The sequence below is a fragment of the Kitasatospora sp. NPDC004289 genome (assembly GCF_053602875.1).
Genome location: NZ_JBSGEL010000014.1, coordinates 103,766 through 126,115, shown reverse-complemented (window position 1 = coordinate 126,115; position 22,350 = coordinate 103,766). Strand labels below are relative to the sequence as shown.

Annotated in this window: 14 protein-coding genes and 1 pseudogene; 12 read left to right on the top strand and 3 right to left on the bottom strand. The window is 72.2% G+C overall.

Annotated elements, in window-relative coordinates; all coding sequences use genetic code 11:
* Positions 1 to 13: 13 nt before the first annotated feature.
* Positions 14 to 1,516, bottom strand: coding sequence for a protein kinase domain-containing protein (locus ACWEPF_RS12420; RefSeq protein WP_452172541.1), 1,503 nt, complete (start codon positions 1,514 to 1,516; stop codon positions 14 to 16).
* A gap of 598 nt (positions 1,517 to 2,114) precedes the next feature.
* On the opposite strand from ACWEPF_RS12420, the gene ACWEPF_RS12415 reads away from it, so the two are divergent.
* The 6 genes and pseudogenes from ACWEPF_RS12415 to ACWEPF_RS12390 form a co-directional block, all read left to right on the top strand.
* Positions 2,115 to 3,428, top strand: coding sequence for a PD-(D/E)XK nuclease family protein (locus ACWEPF_RS12415; RefSeq protein WP_452172540.1), 1,314 nt, complete (start codon positions 2,115 to 2,117; stop codon positions 3,426 to 3,428).
* 4 nt (positions 3,429 to 3,432) lie between these two features.
* Positions 3,433 to 4,647, top strand: a complete 1,215-nt coding sequence (locus tag ACWEPF_RS12410) for a pPIWI_RE_Y domain-containing protein (RefSeq protein WP_452172539.1) — start codon at positions 3,433 to 3,435, stop codon at positions 4,645 to 4,647.
* A complete protein-coding gene (locus ACWEPF_RS12405; protein ID WP_452172538.1) occupies positions 4,640 to 8,446 on the top strand; it encodes a pPIWI_RE_Z domain-containing protein in 3,807 nt (1,268 codons plus the stop codon). The genes ACWEPF_RS12410 and ACWEPF_RS12405 overlap by 8 nt, the downstream gene beginning before the upstream one ends.
* Positions 8,447 to 8,455: 9 nt before the next feature.
* On the top strand, positions 8,456 to 11,557 hold the full coding sequence (locus ACWEPF_RS12400) for a pPIWI_RE module domain-containing protein (protein ID WP_452172537.1): 3,102 nt from the start codon (positions 8,456 to 8,458) through the stop codon (positions 11,555 to 11,557).
* A gap of 20 nt (positions 11,558 to 11,577) precedes the next feature.
* Positions 11,578 to 11,739 (top strand): hypothetical protein, encoded by a 162-nt coding sequence (locus ACWEPF_RS12395; protein WP_452172536.1) that lies wholly within the window; start codon positions 11,578 to 11,580, stop codon positions 11,737 to 11,739.
* 142 nt (positions 11,740 to 11,881) lie between these two features.
* Positions 11,882 to 12,361: pseudogene (locus ACWEPF_RS12390) on the top strand (5'-3' exonuclease); the annotation flags it as partial.
* A gap of 60 nt (positions 12,362 to 12,421) precedes the next feature.
* On the opposite strand, the gene ACWEPF_RS12385 reads toward ACWEPF_RS12390, so the two are convergent.
* Positions 12,422 to 15,295, bottom strand: coding sequence for a DEAD/DEAH box helicase (locus ACWEPF_RS12385; protein ID WP_345279522.1), 2,874 nt, complete (start codon positions 15,293 to 15,295; stop codon positions 12,422 to 12,424).
* A 420-nt stretch (positions 15,296 to 15,715) separates the two neighbouring features.
* On the opposite strand from ACWEPF_RS12385, the gene ACWEPF_RS12380 reads away from it, so the two are divergent.
* The 4 genes from ACWEPF_RS12380 to ACWEPF_RS12365 all read left to right on the top strand — a co-directional run bounded on the left by ACWEPF_RS12380 (position 15,716) and on the right by ACWEPF_RS12365 (position 18,050).
* Positions 15,716 to 16,117: a peptidase inhibitor family I36 protein gene (locus ACWEPF_RS12380; RefSeq protein WP_345279524.1), complete on the top strand. Its 402-nt coding sequence runs from the start codon at positions 15,716 to 15,718 to the stop codon at positions 16,115 to 16,117.
* A 36-nt stretch (positions 16,118 to 16,153) separates the two neighbouring features.
* Positions 16,154 to 17,101 carry a hypothetical protein gene (locus ACWEPF_RS12375; protein WP_452172535.1) on the top strand — a complete coding sequence of 316 codons (948 nt, stop codon included), beginning with the start codon at positions 16,154 to 16,156 and terminating at the stop codon, positions 17,099 to 17,101.
* A 246-nt stretch (positions 17,102 to 17,347) separates the two neighbouring features.
* A complete protein-coding gene (locus tag ACWEPF_RS12370) occupies positions 17,348 to 17,692 on the top strand; it encodes a hypothetical protein (protein WP_380150385.1) in 345 nt (114 codons plus the stop codon).
* Positions 17,693 to 17,717: 25 nt separating this feature from the next.
* Entirely contained in the window at positions 17,718 to 18,050 is a 333-nt protein-coding gene (locus ACWEPF_RS12365) for an ArsR/SmtB family transcription factor (RefSeq protein ID WP_345279529.1), read from the top strand.
* Between the two features lie 129 nt (positions 18,051 to 18,179).
* Here ACWEPF_RS12365 and ACWEPF_RS12360 read toward each other — a convergent pair whose 3' ends face one another.
* Entirely contained in the window at positions 18,180 to 19,349 is a 1,170-nt protein-coding gene (locus tag ACWEPF_RS12360; protein WP_452172534.1) for an aminotransferase class V-fold PLP-dependent enzyme, read from the bottom strand.
* 83 nt (positions 19,350 to 19,432) lie between these two features.
* Here ACWEPF_RS12360 and ACWEPF_RS12355 point away from each other — a divergent pair, with 83 nt between their 5' ends.
* Positions 19,433 to 21,505, top strand: coding sequence for a prolyl oligopeptidase family serine peptidase (locus tag ACWEPF_RS12355; protein WP_452172533.1), 2,073 nt, complete (start codon positions 19,433 to 19,435; stop codon positions 21,503 to 21,505).
* A 67-nt stretch (positions 21,506 to 21,572) separates the two neighbouring features.
* Positions 21,573 to 22,229, top strand: a complete 657-nt coding sequence (locus ACWEPF_RS12350) for an HAD family hydrolase (RefSeq protein WP_452172532.1) — start codon at positions 21,573 to 21,575, stop codon at positions 22,227 to 22,229.
* The last annotated feature ends 121 nt before the right edge of the window (positions 22,230 to 22,350 follow it).

Here is a 22,350-nt window from a genome sequence, read left to right as displayed (position 1 = left end):
CAGCCCGAGCGCCCTACCGATCGAGATCGCCGTCCACCCCGTCGAGCAGGGCTCTGACTTCCTCCGCGTACCCCAGGTCGAACAGGGCGTCCTCGACGGCCTCCCGGACCGTGCGCACCCTTCTGACCAGGTCGACCGGAAGATCCTGAGCAGCGACTGCAGCCCCGCCGACCTCGCGCAGTGCGGAGGCGACGGCCCCCGGGAGTCGACACTCGGCGGCACGCAGCCGCCAGACCAGCACCTCCGCACGGTCCTGGGGAACCTCGCTCCCCTGCCAGTCCGCCGCCAACTGCTCGTAGTGCTGCGCGGCGTCGACGGCGCTTCCGCGCAGGCGAAGGCCCTCGGCCACGAGCTGCCAGACCTCGCGGACCAGCGACCGTCGCGGCCCCCACTGCCCGCGGGCGGTCTGCGTGATAGTGGCCAGCCGGAGCACCGCCTCACCCGGAGCGCCACTGTCCAGCTCCCGCCGGGCAAGGTCGCAGTCCCGCTCCACGCCCCGGACGGACAGCCACTGCGGTTCGTCGTCCTGGCCGCCGGACTCCCCCAGTACGGCTGCGGGCTGCTCCGGCGGCTCGGGTTGCCCGGGGCAGCGGAACGGCAACGTAGGATCAGGGTCCAGTCGGGGCTGTGGAGCCGGATCGCCCGGCTTCGGCCGGAACCGGTCGAATGCCCGGAGCACCTCCGCCATCTCCGGACGCAAGCCAGGATCCTTGGCCAGCATGCGAAGCACGAGGTCGCTCAGTTCTTCAGGCACGCCTGACGCGAAGATCTCCAGCGGCAGCGGGTCCTGCGTCAGATGCTGCACCGCCAGGTTTCCCTCTTCCTCCAGGAAGGGCGGGCGCCCAGTCAGCAGTTCGTAGCACACGCAGCCGAACCCGTACACGTCCGAGGCACAGGTGACGGCGAGGCCAAGGATCTGTTCCGGCGACTGGTAGCCCACCGTGCCCAGGGACTGCCCCTGTTGGGTGTACTTGGCGGCGTCCGCCGTCAGCGGCTTGGCGATCCCGAGGTCCAGCAGCATCGCCAGGCCACTGCCCTGGACGAGCATGATGTTCGACGGCTTCACATCCCGGTGCAGCAGCGGACGCCCGGGCCTGGCGGTGTGAAGGGATTGCAGAACGTCCGCGACCTGGGCTGCGACTGCTGCAGCAGGCTCCAGGAGCAGCGGTCGGCGCTTGCGGAGGAAGACATTGAGCGGCACTCCCTCAATGAAGTCCATCACGATGTAGGGCACGCCGGCATGGGATCCGGTCTCGTGACACCTCGGCACCCTCGGGTGCGTGATCTCCTTCAGGAGCTCGCCCTCTTGAGCGAACCGAAGGCGGGCGACGCGGTAGGTCTCGCGTACCTCCTCCTCGTCCATCCCGCTCAGCTGGTCTGCGGACAGCTCGAGGAACTTGACGGCGACGAAGCCACCGGTCACCAAGTCCTCGGCCCGCCACACCCGGGCCATGGCGCCGTGCCCCACCGAGAGCACCAGCCTGTACCGGCTTCCCACCAACTCACCCTCACGCAACTGCCGTTCTCCTGTTCCCTGCCACCCTCGGCGACTCTCCCGTCGTAGTGCCGCATCATACTCGCAACTTGAAACCCGCCAACTTTGTACATTGACTCAGTTCACAACTCCATGCGACCCTAGCGTGGCACCGCTCTCTTCCAGCAGCCGACCCATGCACACGGGGGCAGAACGAATGAACACATGGCAGGTGCCGGCAGGAGTCAGCGGGGAGGCCCAGCTCGTGCGGATCAGCAGTGTCGACATCCGCGAGGACGAGCGGGACTGCCCCCGCGCCACGAGCGTCAAGATGCGGCCGCTGCTCGTCCCCCACCCCGACCGACCCCGTGGCTACGCTCCGCTGCTCGACTTCCCCTTCGCCCCTCTCCTTGAGGCTGCGCTCCTGATTGAACACGACAACAAGACCTTTGAATGGGTTGTCGGCGAACTTCACCGCACGCGTGGCCGATTCGGCCGCCGTGGCGGTCCAGCTCACCCCGGACTGCTGGAGTGGACAGTCGAGGCGCTGCCCCTCCTCCTAGCAGCCCGAGCAGCGGTGGAGTCCGGCCGCCTCCCCGGCATCGCCGCCCGGCGGACCTCGGCCGTACGGAAGGAATGGGTGGCGACTTACTCCACCCGGGGCGACGTCCCTGACGCCCGGGGCATCAGCCGCTTCGAGCAGACCGCCTGGGGGCTGCGCTGCCAGTCCCCGGACGGCCGCTACCGCGACCTTTGGCTGCCGTCCAAGACCGTCGGCAGGACCGACCGGCCGGCCGCCGAACTCGCAGCCGCGGCATACGTCCTGGCCACCGGCGAGGAGGGTCCCCGACCAAGGTGGGACGGGCCTTTCACCCCGGCTGGTCGTCAGAGCCCCCGACCGGAGCGAGTGCGAATCTTCGCCTACGGCTGCACTGAGGGCGAGCCGCATCTCCTGCTCGACTGGGACCAGGAGGAGACCAGGCAGCAGTACCTGGAGCACGCGGTCCCCGCGCTGCGCCGGGCCAGCCTTGGCACCGAGGCCCGCCCGGGGACGAGCTGCGTCTCCTGCAAGGCCGTCAGCGGCTGCGCCAAGCTGCCGCGGACCTCTGGACTGTGGGGCGGGGCCCCGGGCGGGACACCTCGCCCCCGACGCAGCCTGTCCGCGTGGGACCTGCGGGTCCACACGACGTGTCCGGCCCAGTACCACCTGACCCGGCAGCTGGGCATCAAGGCCCTACTGCCGGAGACCGACGCGACTGTCCGCGGCCGTCTCGTGGACAAGGCGCTGGAGCTGCGGCACCGTGCGCAGCCCGCCCGCCCCTGCCGCGAGGCCCCTCGCCCGGCCGACCCAGCGGACTGGGGCGCCGACGAGTTCCGGCTGACCGGCGACGCGGCCATGCTGGCAGCGGCGATGCTGGCCCAGCATGACGCCCTCTGCCCGCTGGGCAGCCGCGGCCCGCGCGACTTGGTGCAGCCAACGCACCAGCTGACCAGCTATATCCCCGAGCTGGACGTGGTGGTCATGGCCACACCCGATCTGCTCTACACGCGCGGCGACGCCTGGTACTGGCGCGAGACGAAGACCTCCTCCTCGCGGCTGTACGAGCGAAAGCCGCTGATGCGCCAGTACCCGCAGCTGGCTCTCGCCGTGCTGCTGATGAACGCCAGAGTGCCGGAAGGCGAGCTGCACCGCTCCCGGGTGGAGTTCGAGCTGCTGCACGCCGACGACTGCGTCCTGGAGGTCCTCGACCCCTCCCGCCCGGCGGTTGTCGCCGAGGCTCGCGAGCTCGTGGCCGAGCTGGCCGAGCCGCTGCTGCGGGACGCCGGCTTTGAACCTGCCCCGGAAGAGCACTGCCACCGCTGCGAGGTCCGCAGCTGGTGTACCCCCGGCCGCGAGTACACGACCGAGCGCCTGGAGCAGGGCACTCGCAAGGCCCCCGCACAAGACAGGTAGCCCCATGCTGTCAGCCCGTGAGCCCGCCGACTGGCTCGACCACTCCCACGTCCCGCTGCTGCGGACCCTGGCCACCGCCGTCGTCCGCCTCGCCGACACCGAGGCTCTGCAGTCCTTCAGCCTCCCCTACGACCCGGAGGCGCAGCGCGCGCTCGACCGCGTCGTCCTCGCCTGCCTGCGCGAACGGATCGACCCGCCGACAAGCCTGCCCGACCTCCTGCGCTGGTGCCGAACCCGGCCCCTGGAGGACTGGCCGCTCGACCTGCCGTCCGACGCGTTCGGCCCGGAGGACTTCCTGGTCGACCGCAACTCCGGCAAGCCCACCCAGCTGTGCCACGAGTGGTGGGCCCAGGGCCGGGACACTGCCGCCTCGCAGTACGACCGCATGGTCGTACACCGGGCCATGCGGCTGTGCCAGGACGCCTGCCAACCTCAGAGCTACTCCGCTTTCCGCCGGCTGCTGGTCGAGCGGCCCGTACTGACCAGCCACGACCAGTTCGAACTGGCCACCGATCTCTACCTGGAGCCGGTCCGCACCCTGTTGGATGACATCTACGAACCTGCTCCCGCCGCCTACCGCCGCGACGGCGTGTACACCTCCTGCGGGCGTTGCCTCACCTTGCTCACTCCTCTGGTGGACGGTGGATGGTGGTGCGAGCGGGATCAGTGCCGCAGCCGGGGGCCGGCTCCGCACGGGCGGGTACTCGACCCGGGCGAGGTCGGCGAGGTCTGCCAGCTCGCCCGACCGCTGCGCCAGTTCGTCACCGGCCCCGGTCGGGCCGAGGTCGAGCTGGAGCAGCGACTGCATGCGCTGCACCTGCCGGTGGAGATGTGGCCCGGCTTCGACGCCTACGACCTGCGGATCACCTTTCCCGACGGATACGTCTGGGCGGTCGATGTGAAGGACTGGGCGCACCCCGGACTGCTCGGCCGTAAGGCGGCACCGGTCCGGTCCGAGCCCGGCTACGACGAGGCGTGCTGGGTGGTGCCGGACTACCGGGTCCGGGCCCGACCGGACTACCTGGAGGTCTTCGCCGGGAACCGAACCACCCACGCGGCCGGTCTCCGGCTGCTGACCGACCGACAACTGGTTCAGGCAGCGCAGGCCCGGCTGCGCGGCGACCGCTCCGCCCGCGCGCGGATCGGCCCCGCACGAGGTGCTGACGAACCCTTCGACGGCGACTCCGCCGCCGGCGCTCCCGGAGGCCCCAATGCGTGACCGCAAGTCCTGGTACCAGCCCGTGACCGAGGCGCTGCGCCCCTGGCCCGCCGAGCACGAGGACGTCAAACCGGCGCTGCTGTGCCAGGTCGAACTCGGGCTGCGGCTACTAGAACGCCTGAGCCCGGGGCTGCCCGCCGACAGCGTGTGGCCGCTGCTCGGCGGCTACCCTTTCGCCGCCGCGTCCGGGCTGGCCCCGACCGGGCAGGAGCAGCAGATGGTCACCAATGCCCGGCACCTGCTCTGGACACTGCGCCGCCACCGCACCTGGGAACAGAGCCTGGCCGCCTACCGTGGACTGCCCGAGCGCCTGCGCGCGTACCGCGTCCCCGAGGACGGCGTCGCCGCCGTACGCACCCCACTGTTCGTCGCCGCTGACCGCTTCGACGCCTACGACGACGCCCTGGAGCACCGGCCTGCCCTGGACCAACGGGCGCTGCGGATCGCTGGTGAAGGCGAGCAGTTGTTCGTCCAGCGGCGGCACCAGGCCCAGGTGACGCTGCCGGCGGAGCTGGTCCTGCCGCTACCGCCCGGACACGACCTGCTGCGGCCTCCGGCGCACCTCGGCCCGCTGGAGGTCCCCTTGGCCGAACTCGCGGAGACCGCCCACTGGATGGATGAGCGCGAGGCACGGCGACCGGCTGCCCGGCGGGGCAACTGGGCCCGCCGCCTGGCCGACCTGCGGCTGGACGTCCGCAGCGCCGACGGCCTGGGCTTCGAGGCGGCAACCGCGCTGCGGCTGGACCGCCTTGTGCACCTGGTGGGCATGGTGGGTGCTGGCAAGAGCACCCTGATGACTCTGATCGCCGTCTGGGGCGCACGCCGAGGACTACGCACCACCCTCGTCGTCGGCGACGTCGCCGAGCAGCTGAACACCGTCCAGGTCTTCCGCGCCCTCGGGCTCGCCGCCGCACCGGTGCTCGGAGGCAGCATGCGCGAACGGCATGTGCAGCGGTTGCACCGCAGGATCGCCGGCCGCTCCGGACTGCCGCTGCTGCTCCATGACGACCCCGGCTTCGCGGACCTGAGCACCGTCTGCGTGCTGGACGCCCAGCGCGGGGTGGAGGCCATCGAACCACTGCGCTACGCCGACGCACCGTGCACCTCGCTGTACCCGGTCGGCACCGCCCGGAAGCAGCAGGACTCCGACGCCGAAACGGGCCGCTCCGTCGGGCGATTCCGCCACGGGAGTGCTCAGGGTCCGTCGGCCGCTGCCCCCGACCGGCCCAGCCGCGACCTGTCCGGCGAACGGCACGGCTGCCCGATCTGGGGGGCCTGCCCGCGGCACGGGGCCGCGCGAGAGCTGGTGGACGCACTGATCTGGGTGGCCAACCCCGCCTCGCTGGTTCACAGCCCGGTGCCGCGGCATCTGAACGCGGAACGGCTGCGCTACCTGGAACTGGCTTGCCTACGCAGCGACATCGTGATCGTCGACGAGGTCGACCGGGTGCAGATGAACCTGGACGACGCCTTCGCGCCGACGGCGACCCTGGTAATCCGCGGTCCGGAGTCCTGGCTTGACCGGCTGCACACGCAGAAGATCGACGAGCTCTCCCGGGCCGGCCGCATCCCGCTCTCGGACCGTGACGTCGCGCTCTTCAACTCCGCCCTGTCCGTCGTCAGCGCGGCGGCCGACCGGCTCTACGAGACGCTCATCAGCGACCGGGAGATCCGGGAGTGGGCCGACCTGGACTACTTCAGCCCGTGGACGCTCCAGGAGAAGCTGCTGGAGGACTGGTATCCCTCTCGACGCTGGACCGACGCGCCACCGGAGACAGTTCGCGACGAGGCCGAACTCTACGAAGAGGAGGACGACGCTCCCGAGGACCTCGACGACGCGCAGCCAGCTGCTGCCGACCTGGCGCCGACGCCTTGGGCCACCCGCCGCACCGAGGTGACCGACGTATTCGACATCTTCCGCGACGACCCGCTCGGAGACCTCGGACCCTACGGCGACGTCACCGACGAACTGGTCCGCGCCGCGCACGACCTGCTGCACAGGCTTGACCCGAAGCGGACCCGGACTCGCATCCGTGCACTGCTCGCCCGTCTGCTCGCCGGTGCCCCCGCGCTCGACGGCGACGCCTCAGCCGCCTTCCCCCACCCGGCCTTTCCCCCGGAGACCTCTGACCGCGGGACCGAGAACTGGCTCGAACGCAACGCCCAGCGTCTGGAGTTCATGCTGCTCCTCGGCGCACTGAACCAGCGGCTGTCCCGGCTCACCTTCCTGTGGCCGCAGGTGGAGGCAGCACTGCACTTGGACGCCGCCGACAACGAACTCTCCCGGCGTCCCCCGCTCGACTACGCTCCGCTGGTGCCCGAGTCACCCATGGGCAATGTGCTGGGCTTCCAGTACCTACCCGACGAGCCCGACGGCACACCCGAGGCCGAGGGCCGCTACACGGGCACGCTCCGCTTCTTCCGATGTGCCGGGGTCGGCCGCGAACTGCTGCACGCACTACCCGAGTTGGGCCCCGTTGGCGATCCCCTGGACCACCCCGCCGACCCAGCGGCACGACCGGGGCCACGGGTCCTGCTGATGTCCGGCACCAGCTGGGCCGGCACCTCCACCCGCGCCCATGTGCTAGCCCCGGTGCAGGCCGTACTGAAGCCGAACGAGAAGGCACTGGAGGCGATCCGGCAGACCAGCTTCCGCACCGACTTCCAGTATCACCGGGACGGCCGACCGATCAGCCTCTCCGGTCAGCGTCTGGAACTGCGCGCCGAGATCCTGCGGGAGCTGATCGGGAAACTGGCCAGGTCCGAGCGCCTCCTGACGCCCAGCCCGCTGGAACGCGAACTCGCCCAGATCTCCGATCCGAGGCGACGCCGGGCGCTACTGCTGGTCGGCAGCTACCGTGACGCCGTCACGGTAGCTGCCCGCCTGGAGGAGATCCCACGCTGGCAGGGCCGGGTCCGGGTGCTGGTAAAGGACGACGCCGAGCTGGAGGAGCAGAGCGAGGACCCGCGCCCCGGAGCTGACCGCCAGGCGCGCCCGCTGCGCCGAGGCGACCTGGCATCCTTCGCCGAGGACGAGGAGGCTGAACTGCTGGTAGCGCCGCTGCTGGCGGTCGAGCGCGGCCACAACATCCTCAGCACCGCCCGCACCCCCAATGAGGAGCGGGTCGCCGCCTTCGGCACGGTGTTCTTCCTCGTCCGCCCACACCCGCGCCCCGACGACCTGTCGCTGGCGGTTCTCGCCGTCAACGACTGGGTGACCCGCTTCACCCGCGATCTGATCCCCCACCCCGAGGCCGGCACCTTCAGCAACCTGGTCACCAAGGCATCCTCGCTCAGCCAAGCCGGCCTGACCTTCCGCCGGATCGCCCGTGCGGAGTGGCGTCGCCTGCTGACCCGCCGCTACATCTGGTCCCGACTCTCCCCGACGGAGCAGCAAGCCTTCGCCTGGGACCAGCTGGTGACGATCTGGCAGGTCATCGGCCGCCTGGTACGCGGTGGCGTGCCAGCCCGCGTTGTCTTTGTGGACGCGGCCTTCGCCCCCGCGCTTGCTGAGTCGCTGGCCCCGCCCCCACAGCAGGATGCCGAGCTGTACGCGTCGTCCGCCACCAGGCCCGGACGGCGCCGCCGACGTACCGACAGTGGCCTGCTTGCCAGGCTGCGCGAAGTCCTCGCGCCCTACTTCGCCTCCGAGGCCGACCCCACCGCGTTCACCGACCCGGCCGACCCCGCGCTGGTCCGCATGCTGTACCAGCCGCTCTACGACGCTCTGTGCCGCATGAACACCGGCCCGCTGCCCGAGCGGGACAGCGATGATCCGCATCGAACCGACACACGCTGAGGAGCCGTCATGGGATTCACCTACCGCAACATCGAACGCGCCGCCTACCGAAGCGCCGCCCATGCACAGCCCTGGAGCGCCTCCTACCGGGCGCTGCCCTTCCCTGAGCACATCCGCGGCAGCCTGCTCGCCCTCTACCAGCACAGCATGGACGAGGAGCAGCGCGAACGCCGGCGCACCGTGCCCACCCGGAGACTCGACGGCGTGCTGCAGAGCCTCGCGCCCGACCTCATCGTCCGCCCCCGGCCCAGCGGTAGCAGCCTGGACACCGCCCCCGACGACTACTGGCTCTACGTGCCCGACGACGTCCCTGACCCGCTGCCCGGCCGCACGTTCCAGCAGCTGCTGGCAGCCTGGCTGCGCACCCTCGGCCCCAAGGACGCCCTCGCCACCCCTGCCTACCAGAAGCAACTGCTGACCACCCTGGCCGAGTTGGAGACCGAGCCTCCCGCCTGGCAGTCGGTGACCGACGTCGACCTGCTCGACTGCGGGCAGTCCGAAGGCGGCACTGCCGCACCCTCCGCCCGCCAGTTCCAGCTGGCCACGGACGCACTGGCACGCCGCATCGCCGCGCTCGACCCCTACCCCTTCGAGGGGGGCTCGCTGCGCTTCCGCGCGGTGCCGCGCGGGCCGCGCGAGCAGGGCGCCGAGCTCATGTCCCAGCCCCTGCCACGTCAGATCAAGGGCAAGGACTGGTGGTTCTCGGTTCTCATCAACGTCTCCCTGCACACCACCCCTTTCGACCCCAGGCCCCGCCTGCACCTGCACTTCGGCGTGCGTCGCTGGGCCACCCACCCGCGCACCGACACCGGCCGACTGCACCTGCCGTTCCGGCGGGCGACCAGCGTCTACCTGCTGCCGCGCATGCCCTGGCTGCCCGGGGCCCCGCTCAGCGACCGCTACGCGATCGCCCGTCTGAAGTGGGACCGATCAGTCGGTGGGAGCGACTGGGTCGGCAATGACCCGGCCGGCATCCTGCGTGCCCTGGCACTTCGCCAGCCGTTCCCCGAGCCGGAGTTGCTGCTCGGATCCCCGCAGGACTGGCTGGGCGAAGGCGGAGGTGTGCGCGCGGCCGTGGTGCACAGCACCGCGATGGGCGCGCACGGAATTGGTGCCGGCCTTATGTCACACCAGCGCTCCCAGCTCACCGAGTGGGCCGAGCAGGCCCTGCCCGAGGCGCTGGTCCGCATGCCGGGGCTGAGTCGCAGCACAGCCGGTGGCGACAAGCCGGGCAACGCCCGCCCCAAGCCTGTCGGCAACGCCGCCAAGAAGGCCGAAGAGACGCGGGTCGCGCACGCCCGCCGCAGCGCGCTGGCCGTAGCAGCACGGCCGGCGGGCAATACGGCGACGACGGGCAAGCCCTGTGTCGAAGCCAGGCTGCTGTGGCAGACCGCCGAACTGCGCCAGTCCGCGATCAACGCCCTTGCCGAGATCCTCGGCCTAGACGGCGACGGCGGCGCGCCACAACCCGACCACCGCGACCCCGACGCCGTGAACGCCGCCTTCAACGCCGCCGTGCCCGGGAAGCCGGTGCTGTTGGAGTGGGACAGCCCCGAGCTGACCGTCCGCCTGCGCTGCCTGCCGCTCGCCGACGGACTCGCCGATGCCCTCGTCTTCGGTCCCAAGACCGCCTCGAAGGGCAGAGCCCTCGCCGACGCCGTGCGCCGGCGGCGGGAGCGGCTGCGCGGCTGCCTCGCCGATGACGGGGCGGACCCGGCCACACCGACCCTCGCCCTGGTGGAGATCGCCCACCCGAGCACGTTCCGGCCCTCCCTCACCGACCCCAAGTTCGCCGTCCGCCTCGGCTGCGCCGACGCCGGAGTGCTCACCCAGTTCGCAGTGGTGCCCTCGGCCGCGCGGGCGATCAAATCCGACAAGAACGTGGACCATCGGGTGCGGTCCGGCTGGCTGGACGGCCTGCGCCAGCTCGGCGTGCGGGTGCTGCCCGAGCACACCCTCGGCGCAAACCTGCCCGAGAGCCTGGACTACGCCGCCGTCTGGATGGTCAAGCGCCGCAAGGACGGACCCACCAGGCTGCCGTTGCACCTGCCGGTCGCGGTCCGGGTCTGCCCCGACCCCGGCGGCAACGGCCTCGCCCATGTGCAGGGCTGGGACGACGACGCGCTCGCCTGGATCCCCTACCCGGCCTTCCTGGTCGGGCTGGTCAAGAAGGCCGAGATCCCCGGCGAAGGCTGGGACCCGGCCGAAGAACTCTCCGTTGAACTCGCCGGGACGCCGGAAAGGGCTGTGGTCGTGCCCGCCCAGCGCGACGACGACACGACCAACCTGAATGCCCCGGCTGGACCAGCCCCGGTGACCCGGTGGAGCTGGCACAAGAACATGGACCGGCAACGCGGCGAGACCGCCCGCTTCCTCCAGCGGATGATCTTCTCACTCCGCGACCGCCCAACCGTACTGATCACCCACTCCCAGAACAGTCGCCAGCACTGGCCCTGGCTTCAGGACGGCAAGGCTGTCGCCGACCTCATCCGCACTGGCCACGCCCCCGCCAGCAGCCTCGACCCAGACCTGCGGCTGGTCCGGGTACGCGGTGCTGCTGGCCGGGAGACCCCACAGTGGTGGGGCACCGGTAGCCCCGACGGGGTCAACGGGCTCCCGGCAGGCCTGTGGGTGGAGCAGTCGCCTCTGGGCAAGGACCAGCGCGTCTTCTACAGCACTACTGAGAAGGCCAGCCAATTCACCGCCGCCGCCAAGGGCGCCGACCGCCTCGCCCCACGAGTGCTCACCAGGGGCCCCCGCGCCGGAGAGCTGACCAGCGACGCCGACAAGCCCGCCTGGAACCCCGCGCTGGTAGAGATCGCCGTCCTCGCCTGCCACATCGACGGCGAGAGCGCTGACACCCCCGGCGACCAACCGGAGGCACTAGCCCTGGCGATGCACCAGCTCCGCCAAGCGCCCGACTACCAAGACGCGCTCTCCCTCCCGCTGCCTTTGCACCTGGCCGGCCTCGCCCAGGCATATGTGCTTCCGGTGATCGCCGAGGCTGCGGAGGTAGAAGACGCAGACGCGGAGGCCGATCCTGACCTGGTGGACGCACCGGGGCTGGCCCAGGCCCCGGAGGAGGACGGGCAATTGGCGCTGTTCGGCTGAGGTCAACGGGAGCGGGCGGGGTGTTCATCGCTGCCGAGATCCCGAGCAAGATGTGGATCGAAGCCGTGGAGCTTTCGACTGGCGCGCTGCGCTGGCAGGCCGAAACCCGTGGTTCAACTACCGCCCCTACCTGCGATCCGATCGGCCCGGTGGACCGCCGAAGTCTGGGGAGGTTCAATTGATGCCGAGCAACTGGGCTACCCCTGGCCACCGGTCGACCCGCTGATTCTGTAAATCACGGGGAAAGGGGTCATCGCCGACACGCACGTACGTCAGCGTTAGCTTCACATCCGCTTGAGCAGTCCAACAGTTGACAGTAGGTCAATAACCGGCGACCGCGACCTCTTCCAGCTCGTCGACGACGCCCGGGGCATCCAGGTCGTCTACCCGGTCAAGGGCGTCGGCAACGCCCAACTGATCGACGAGGCCGCCCTGGTGGAGAAGTACGGCGTCACCGGCGCCGAGTACGCCGACATGGCCGCCCTGCGCGGCGATCCGAGCGACGGCCTGCCGGGCGTCAAGGGCATCGGCGAGAAGACAGCCGCCCAGCTCATCCGCGAGTACGGCGACCTGGCCGGCATCCGCGCCGCCGCCGACCCCGTCTCCAAACTCACCCCCGCCCGCCGCAAGAACCTCCTCGACGGCGCCCCCACCGTCGTCCGCGTCGCCACCGATGTGCCGCTCCCGGCCTTCGACTCCACCCTCCCCCACGAACCCCTCGACCCCATGGCCTTGGAGGAGCTCAGCGCCCGCTGGGGCCTCGGCAGCTCCCTGGAGCGCCTGGTGGAGACGCTGGGTGCGTGAACACGGCGGCGCCCGTACCCGGACTGACGGTCAGTCGGGTACGGGCGCCGGCGCTGTCGGTCAGCCGACCGAGCTGTAGGCGATGATGCCGCGGCGGAGGCTGTCCACGGCCTTGCGGGCGGTGGTGCGGAGCTTGGTGTCGTCGCCCGCGGCGTCCTGGATCTGGCTGAGGACGTCGATCAACTGCTTGGTCCAGCGGACGAAGTCGCCGGCCGGGAGGTCGGCGTCGCGGAGGACCTGGTCGAGGTTGTGGCCGAGGGACCAGCGGTAGGCGACCCAGGCGAAGCCGAGGTCGGGTTCGCGCTGGCCGACGCCCTCGGCGGTGTTGATGCGGTGCTGCTCCTCCAGGGCGTCGAGGTGGCCCCAGATGCGGATCATGCTGGCGAGGGCCTCCTTGGCGGCGCCCTCCGGGACCCGCGGGGTGGCGGCGTCGTCGGACTGGCGCGACTCGTAGACCAGGGCCGAGGCGCAGGCGGCGAGTTCGGCCGGGGCGAGCTCGGCCCAGACGCCCTCGCGGATGCACTCCGAGGCGAGCAGGTCGAGCTCGCCGTAGAGGCGGCCGAGGCGCTTGCCGTCGTCGGTGACGGTGTCCCCGCTGAGGTAGCCGAGGTCGGTGAGCAGGCCGCAGACGCGGTCGAAGGTGCGGGCGATGGTGTGGGTACGGGAGCGCATCTTGCGGTCCAGCACCTGGGTGTCGCGCTGGAGCCGGTGGTAGCGCTCGGACCAGCGGGCGTGGTCCTCGCGGTCGGAGCAGCCGTGACACGGGTGCTGGCGCAGCTCGGTGCGCAGCCGGGTGATCTCCGCGTCGTCGGCCGCGGCGGCCCGGCCCTTGCGGAAGCGCTCGGGCTCGAGGTGGCCGGCCTTGGTGCGCAGGGCGGAGGCCAGGTCGCGGCGGGACTGCGGGCTGCGCGGGTTGAAGGACTTGGGGATCCGCAGCCGGTCGACCGCGGTCACCGGGTACGGGAAGTCGATCATCGCGAGCCGCTTGACCTGCCGCTCGGCGGTGAGCACCACCGGGCGCGGCCCGTCCTGGTAGTCGGGGTGGCGCTGGTGGCGCGGCGAGCGGGAGACCGGCGGCAGGCCCGGGTCGAGGACCAGGGCGAGCCCGGCGAACTTGCCGGTGGGGACGTGGATGACGTCGCCGGGCTTGAGGGCCTCGATGGCCTCGATGGCGGAGGCCCGGCGCTGGCCGCTGCCCTCGCGGGCGAGTTCGTTCTCACGGTCCTTCAGCTGCCGCCGCAGGCCCATGTACTCCTCGAAGTCGCCGAGGTGACAGGTCATCGACTCGCGGTAGCCCGCCAACCCGTCCTCGTTCTTCTGCACCTGGCGGGCGATGCCGACCACCGCGCGGTCCGCCTGGAACTGCGCGAAGGAGGTCTCCAGCAGCTCCCGGGAGCGGTGCCGCCCGAACTGGCCGACCAGGTTGACGGCCATGTTGTAGGAGGGGCGGAAGGAGGAGCGCAGCGGGTAGGTGCGGGTGCCGGCCAGACCGGCCAGCGCCTCCGGGTCGAGGCCGCGCTGCCAGAGCACGACGGCGTGGCCCTCGACGTCGATGCCGCGGCGGCCGGCCCGGCCGGTGAGCTGGGTGTACTCACCGGGGGTGATGTCGGCGTGGGTCTCGCCGTTCCACTTGACCAACTTCTCCAGGACCACGGAGCGGGCGGGCATGTTGATGCCCAGGGCGAGGGTCTCGGTCGCGAAGACGGCCTTGACCAGGCCCTTCACGAAGAGCTCCTCGACCACCTCCTTGAAGCGGGGCAGCATCCCGGCGTGGTGGGCGGCGATGCCGCGCTCCAGCCCGTCCAGCCACTCGAAGTAGCCCAGGACGTGCAGGTCCTCGTCCGGGATGTCGGCGCAGCGCTCCTGGACGATCTCGCGGACGGTGGCCCGGTCGGCCTCGCGGTTGAGCCGCAGGCCGGAGGTGAGGCACTGCTGGACGGCGGCCTCGCAGCCGGCCCGGCTGAAGATGAAGGTGATGGCGGGCAGCAGGCCCTCGGCGTCGAGGCGGTCGATGACGTCGACCCGGCCCGGGGTCCAGACCCGGCTGGGGCGGCCGTTGGGCATCGAGCGGCCGCGGCCGCGGCCGAAGCGGTCGCCGCGCGGGTTGCGGTCGCCCTCGGAGCGGGAGAGGCGGACCAGCTCGGGGTTGACCGCCTTGGCGGGGTTGGTGAGCGAACCCTTGGGGCGGCCGTCCCGGTCCGGATCGGCGAACAGGTCGTACATGCGGTTTCCGGCCATCACGTGCTGCCAGAGCGGCACGGGACGGTGCTCGGAGACGATCACCTTGGTGCCGCCGCGCACGGTGTCCAGCCAGTCGCCGAACTCCTCGGCGTTGGAGACGGTGGCGGAGAGCGAGGCCAGCACCACGGACTCGGGGAGGTGGATGATGACCTCCTCCCAGACCGCGCCGCGGAAGCGGTCGGCGAGGTAGTGCACCTCGTCCATCACCACGTAGCCGAGGCCGTCCAGCGCGGAGGAGCCCGCGTAGAGCATGTTGCGCAGCACCTCGGTGGTCATCACGACCACCGGGGCGTCGCCGTTGACGCTGTTGTCGCCGGTCAGCAGGCCGACCTTGTCGGCCCCGTAGCGCTTCACCAGGTCGCCGAACTTCTGGTTGGAGAGCGCCTTGATGGGCGTGGTGTAGAAGCACTTGCGGCCGGACTGCAGGGCCAGGTGGACGGCGAACTCGCCGACGATGGTCTTGCCGGAGCCGGTCGGCGCGGCGACCAGCACGCCCTCGCCGGCCTCCAGCGAGCGGCAGGCCTCCAGCTGGAAGTCGTCCAGCTCGAAGTCGTAGAGCTGACGGAAGCCGTGCAGGACGGTGGCCTGCTCCTTGGCCCGGCGCCGGAAGGCGGCGTACGCCTCGGCGGGGCTGAGCTCCTCGGTGTCCGGAGCGGCCGGGTTCTCGGGGCGCTCGGGCACGGCGCTGTTCATCGGCGTCACCTCTTCTTCCCGTGGGACTGCTGGATGCCGGGCCGGGGAAGGGCCGGGCGGGACGGGTGCGCAGACGGCGACGCCTGCGGCTGCGGGGCCCGCGCGGCCGGGGCGCGGAGGGCCTCGGCACGGACGGGGGCGCAGCGGGTGCGGTTGGTGTGGTGATCGTGCATCTCAGCCAGACATTACCCGCCAGGACCGACATCAACAGCACCCTTTTCGCGGGATCCCGGACGGGAGCGGGGAGGGGCGGGGAGCGGGGGCGGCGGGTGCCCGGACCGGGGCGTACCGGGCCGGAGCGGGCCATGACAACGTGGCGCAATCACGCCTGTGCAAGGAGTCACGGCAGTGCTCCACTTACCCATCAGCACCAGGCACCGGGTACCGCGTCCCGTTCCCCCTTCCAGAGAGGCCCCAGCCATGCCGGCTCAGCGACCACGGCTCCTGCACCGCCTGACCACCCTTGCGACCGGGCTCACCGCCGCCGCCTGCCTCGTCCTGGCCGGGGCCGCCCCGGCCGGCGCGGCCGAACTGGACGGGGTCAGCGAGCCCGGGGAGTTCGCCATCTACGGCGGGCCGAACACCACCTACGAGGTGCTGGACCTCTACCTCTCGCGGGGGGACTTCACCCAGCTCGCCTGGCCCCGCTACGGCGGCGCGGTGAACGACCAGAACGAGTCCTACTGGAACCGGGACAGCTACACCTGGCACGTCTACAGCGACGTCTACCGGGGCGGCCGGCACGGCTGGATCAACGCCGGCGTGGCCTCCAACGCCACCAGCACCTTCTGGCACCAGATCTCCTCCGCCTACTACAACTGACCCCTCGTCAGGGCCGTCACCTCCGGGAGCTCCCCCTTGCGTTCCTCCGTCCTGCCCGCCGCCCTCGCCGCCGCCGTCCTGCTGTTGGCGGGCTGTTCCGACGGCGGGACGGGGAGCGCCCCCGGCACCGGGCCCGCGCTCCCGGGCCCGGTGCCGACCCCGGCGGACGCCGGAGCGCTGCGGCTGCCGCTCCAGGAGTACCTGCCGAGCGAGGGCGAGCTGGACCGGCTCGACCGGGCGCAGCGGATCCTGACGGACCAGTGCATGGCCAGGTACGGCTTCCGCTACCGGGTGCCCGAGCTGCCGCCGGCCGGCGCGCCGGGCAACACCAGGCGGTACGGACTGGCCGATCCGGCCGAGGCGGCCGGCAGCGGCTACGGGACGCTGGGCGCCGAGGGCCGGGCCAAGCCCCCGCAGCCCTCGATGGACCCGACCGAGCGGCTGGTGCTCGGCGGTGAGGACGGCGCCGATCCGGCCTCGCTGCCGGCCAACCAGGCGGACGCGGAGAAGTCCGGCCGCAGCGCGGGCCGGGTGAACGGGCTGCCGGTGCCGCCGGGGGGCTGCGTGCGGGAGGGCTACCTCAAGCTCTGGGTGCCGACCGCCGGGGCGCCCGACCCGCTCAAGGTGCAGGACCTGGACGCCGACGGCTACGACCGCTCCCGCCGGGACGCCCGGGTGGACGCCGCCCGCGAGGCCTGGGCCAGGTGCATGGCCGGCAAGGGCTACCGGGCCGGGAACCCGGTCAGCCCGCAGCCCGAACTCGGCCTGCGGCCCGAGGCGTTCACCGGTCCCGAGGGGATCACGGCGGCCACCGCGGACGTGGCCTGCAAGCGCGAGACCAACCTGGTCGGCATCTGGTTCGCGGTGGAGTCCGCGTACCAGCGGGACCTGATCGAGCACAACGGCGAGCTGCTGCGGGCCTCCCGGCGGCAGTTGGACGACTCGCTGAGACTGGCGGCCGGGCTGGTCACCTCGATCGGGTGACCCGGCTCCGGCGGGCGTCCCGGGGCGTCCGCCGATCACCTTCGGATCAGCTTGTCAGTTGCACAATCCTTCATCCCGTCAACACCCGGTCGGGCCCGGTCCTTCTTCGGTCGGTTCCGGGCAGAGCGCCTGCGGCGCGGGGTCCGCTTCCTACAGTCGGTGCACCGGGGCCGCCCACAGGGGCGCGGCCCCCGCCGACAGCGGGAGGGCACCGTGGCAAGTCTCGACAGCGCGCTCAAGGACGCCATGAGCATCGACGGTGCGATCGGTGTGGCACTGGTCGACTACGACAGCGGGATGGCGCTCGGCACCCTGAGCGACGGCAGCAGCGACCTGGACCTGAACGTGGCCGCCGCCGCCAACACCGACCTGGTCCGCGCCAAGATGCGCACCATGCAGATGCTCAACCTGCACGACAACGAGATCGAGGACATGCTGATCTCGCTCACCACCCAGTACCACCTGATCCGCCCGCTCACCATGCCCAACGGGCGCGGCCTCTTCCTCTACCTGGCCCTCAACCGGGCCCGGGCCAACATGGCGATGGCGCGTCACCAACTGCGCCTGATCGAGGCAGGCCTGGAACTCTGACGGTGCGCCAGGGGGGTCACGACTCATGCCGGTCCAGCTGTACCAGGCCAAGGCGGAGCTCTTCCGGATGCTCGGGCACCCCGTCCGCATCCGGGTCCTGGAACTCCTCCAGGCCGGGCCGACCCCGGTCCGCGACCTGCTCGCCGACCTGGAGATCGAGCCGTCCAGCCTCTCCCAGCAGCTCGCCGTGCTGCGACGGGCGGGGATCGTCACCGCCACCCGGGAGGGCCCCACGGTGGTCTACGCCCTGGCGGGCGGCGACGTGGCCGACCTGATGCGGGCGGCCCGGCGCATCCTCACCGAGCTGATCTCCGACCGGGACGCGCTGCTCGCCGAGCTGCGGGCGGCCGGGAACTGACGGCGGGTCACGCGGTGTCCCGTCGGAGGCCCGGCCGCACAGCGGGCCTCCGACGGGGGCGGTGGGAGGGGGCCACGATCCCCTCCCACCGCGGCTCGGGCTCCCCCCGAGGGCTCGACGGGCAGCCGCTCAGCGGCCGTCCAGCAGCTCCACCAGACCGGACGCCAGGTTCCGGTACTCCTCCGGGCGGTTGTAGACCTGGGCGCTCACCCGGAGCACCCCGCCGCCGGACCACGGGCGGATCGCCACCCGGGCGTTCAACCGCCGCCGGATCGCCACCATCAGCGCCTTGGCGGTGTGGTCGCTCTCCGCGCAGCCGGGGGGCAGCCGGACGGCCCGCATCGCCGCGCCGGCCAGGCCGGGCAGGACCCGCAGCCCGGTGCGCTCCACCAACTGCCGCTGCCCGTACGCCGCGAGGGCCTCGTTGTGGGCGCGGACCCGCTCGGCGCCGAGCTGGTCGAGCAGGGCGAAGCCGGTGGGCGCGGCCAGCCAGGGGGTGTAGTCGGCGGTGCCGCGCCACTCCACCCGGCCGGGGAAGCCGCGGTCGTGCTCCCAGGAGAACATCAGCGGCCGGATCCGCGAGCGCCAGCCGCCCGCCACCGCGAGCACCGCGGCGGCCCGCGGGGTGAAGGCCCACTTGTGCAGGTTGCCGACCCAGAAGTCGGCGCCGCCGGCCTGCTCGCCGAGGTCCACCGGGAGCATGCCGGGCGCGTGCGCGGCGTCCACCACGGTGATCACGCCGCGGGCGCGCAGCTCCGCCAGCAGCACCGGGTCGGCGATCTGACGGGCCGTCGGCGAGGTGACCAGGTCGAGCACGGCGACCTTGGTGCGCTCGTCCACGGCCGCCAGGATCCGCTCGCGGACGGCCTCCTGGTCGGGGGTGTGGACCGAGAGCCGGACGGTGCGGACCCGGGCGCCGCTCTCGTCGGCCCGGCGTTCGGCGGCGCGGGTGACCACGCCGTAGCCGTGGTCGGTGACCAGCACCTCGTCCCCCTCGGCGAGCGGGATCGAGTCGAGCACCACCGCCACGCCCTCGGTGACGTTGGTGACCAGCGAGATCCGGTCGGGGCGGGCGTTCAGGGCGGTGGCCACCCGGGCGCGGGCCCGGGCGATCCGGTCGGGCAGCTCCAGGAACCAGCCGTCCGGGTCCTGCTCCTGCTCGGCCCGCAGCTTGGCCTGGGCGCGCTGGACGGGTAGCGGTACCGCCCCGTACGAGCCGTGGTTGAGGTGCGCCACGGCCGGGTCGAGGGTGAACAGCGAGGCCGCCCCCTGGATCTGGCGGGGCAGTTCGTCGCTCATGGGGCTCCCTCGAGTGATGATGTGTGACATTTCACACTGCATACTTCTAGCCGAAATCCCCCCTCCGGGGCAACCATCGGGCCGTGACGCACACCGACCAGTTCCTCGCCCTCAGCTCCCGCACCGGCCGATTCACCTACGGCGCCCCGCGCGCGGTCAGCTTCTCCGCCGACGGCACCCGGCTGCTCTTCCTCCGCTCCACCGGCCCGGAGGACCCGGTGGACCGACTCTGGCTGTTCGACCTGACCACCCGTCAGGAGCACCTGGTCGCCGACCCCGCCGTCCTGCTGCCCGGCCGCACCGGCGCCCCCGCCGACCTGCCCGTGCTGGAGCGCCGCCTGCGCGAGCGGATCCGGCTCTGGGCCCCCGGCATCGGCTCCTTCACCGCCACCTCCGACCTCGCCCAGGCCGTCTTCGCCCTCGACGGCCGGATCTTCCGCACCGCCGTGGCCGACGGCTCGACCACCGAACTCCCGGTCGCCGGACCGGCCTTCGACCCCCGCCCGAACGCCGACGGCTCGGTGGTCGCGTACGTGACCGGCGGCGCGCTGCACCTGACCGACCGCACCGAGCCGCTCAGCCCGGCCGACGGCGCCGTCTGGGGCGTCGCCGAGTTCGCCGCCGCCGAGGAGCTCGGCCGCACCCGGGGCCACTGGTGGTCACCCGACGGCCGGGCCGTGCTGGCCACCCGGATCGACGAATCCGCCCTCCCGCTGCGCTGGTTCGCCGACCCGTCGCACCCCGAGCGGGCCCCCGAGAGCTTCGCCTACCCGCAGGCGGGCGGGCCCAACGTCGACCTGCGGCTCTGGGTGCTCGGCCTGGACGGCACCCGCACCGAGGTCGCCTGGGACCGCGCGGCGTACCCGTACGTCTGCGCGGCCGGCTGGGAGGGCGACGGCGAGCTGCTGCTCACCGTGGCCGACCGCCTCCAGCAGAACGTGCTGCTGCTCAGCGCCGACCCGGCCACCGGCGCGACCCGCGAACTCTCGCGCACCGTCGACGAGTTCTGGGTGGACGACCTGCCCGGCACCCCGGCCCGGCTGTCCGACGGGCGGCTGCTCACCTCCGCCGACACCCCCGGCGGCGAGGCCCGCGCGGTGGCCCTGGACGGCAAGATCCTCACCGACGAGCGGACCCAGGTCCGCCGGGTGATCGGGCAGCACGGGGACGGCCTGCTGATCGAGGCCGGCCAGGACGACCCGGCCGACCAGCACGTCTTCCTGCTCGACCCGGACAGCGGCGCGCTCTCCCGGCTGACCGAGGGCACCGGCGTGCACTCCGTCCTCGCCGCGGGCGACACCCTGCTCCTCACCCACGCCACGCCCACCGGCATCCGGCGCCGACTGCACTTCTCCGGCGAGGAGTTCGACCTCCCGGACCGCGCGGCCGCGCTGCCCTACGTGGTCACCCCGAAGCTCGCCCGGGTGACCGAGCTGGGCCTGCCCACCGCGGTGGTCTACCCGCGCGACCACGTGGCCGGCACCCGCCTGCCGGTGCTGCTCGACGTCTACGGCGGCCCCGGCTACCAGGCCGTGGCCAACGAGCCGCGCCGCTGGCAGGCCCGCCAGTGGTGGGCCGACCAGGGCTTCGCCGTGGTCACCACCGACAACCGGGGCACCCCGTTCGTCTCGCCCGCCTTCGTGAAGGCGATCTTCCGGCGCTTCTCCGCGGTCGCGATCGAGGACCAGGTGGCCGCGATCCAGGCGCTCGCCGAGACCCACCCCGACCTCGACCTGACCCGGGTCGGCGTCCGCGGCTGGTCCTACGGCGGGTACTTCGCGGCCCTCGCGGTGCTGCGCCGCCCGGACGTCTTCCACGCCGCCGCGGCGGGCGCCCCGCCCACCGACTTCCGCCGGTACGACACCGCCTACACCGAGCGCTACCTCGGCCTCCCCCAGGAGAACCCCGAGGGCTACGCCGCCGACTGCCTGGTCGACGACGCCCCCGCGCTCACCCGCCCGCTGCTGCTGATCCACGGCCTGGCCGACGACAACGTCCACCCCTCGCACACCCTGCTGCTCTCCGAGGCCCTGCACGCGGCCGGCCGCGCGCACGCGGTGCTCCCGCTCCCGGGCGTCTCGCACATGACCCCGGACGGCATGAACGAGCTCGTCACCGAGGCCGAACTGGCCTTCATCCGCTCGCACTTGATCTGATGGACGTCGGGGCGGTCCGATGGAAGAGCACTCCACCGGACCGCCCCGCTCCGGTTAGCCTTCGCCGATGGCCTACCAATTGGTGATCTTCGACAACGACGGCGTGCTCGTGGACAGCGAGCCGACCGCGCACCGGATCCTGTCCGGGTACCTGACCGAGCTCGGCTACCCGACCACCCTGGAGGACTCGCTCCGGGACTTCCTCGGCAACGCGGGGCGCAACGTCCACGAGGTGGTGGCCCGGCGGTACGGGGGCACCCTGCCGGAGGACTTCGAACGACGCTGCCACGAGCGGGTGTTCGCCGCGTTCCGCGAGGAGCTCGCCCCGACCCGGGACGCGGCCGAGGTGCTCGCGGAGCTCGGCCGGCGCGGGGTGCCGTACTGCCTGGCCTCCTCCTCCGACCACGCCTGGATCGAGCTCACCCTGGAGCGGACCGGCCTGCGGCCGCTGCTGCCGGCGGGGTCGGTGTTCAGCGCCCAGGACGTGGGCGGCGTGGGCAAGCCGGCCCCGGACCTCTTCCTGCACGCGGCGGCCGCCCTGGGGGTCGCACCCGCCGACTGCCTGGTGATCGAGGACAGCCCGAACGGCGTGCTGGCCGCCCGGGCCGCGGGGATGGACGTGCTCGGCTACACCGCGCTCACCCCCGGGCCGAAGCTGACCGGGGCCGGGGCGACCGCCCTGATCGGGCGGCTGCCGGAACTCCTCGGCCGGCTGACGGCCTGACGGCCCGTCAGGACCCCGCCGCCCCCGGAAGGGGGTGGCGGGGTCCTCCGTGTTTCCGGTGGGAAATTCGGGTAGTCAGAGGGGTTCCGTGTGATGGATGACATGTGAAATATTACCCTCG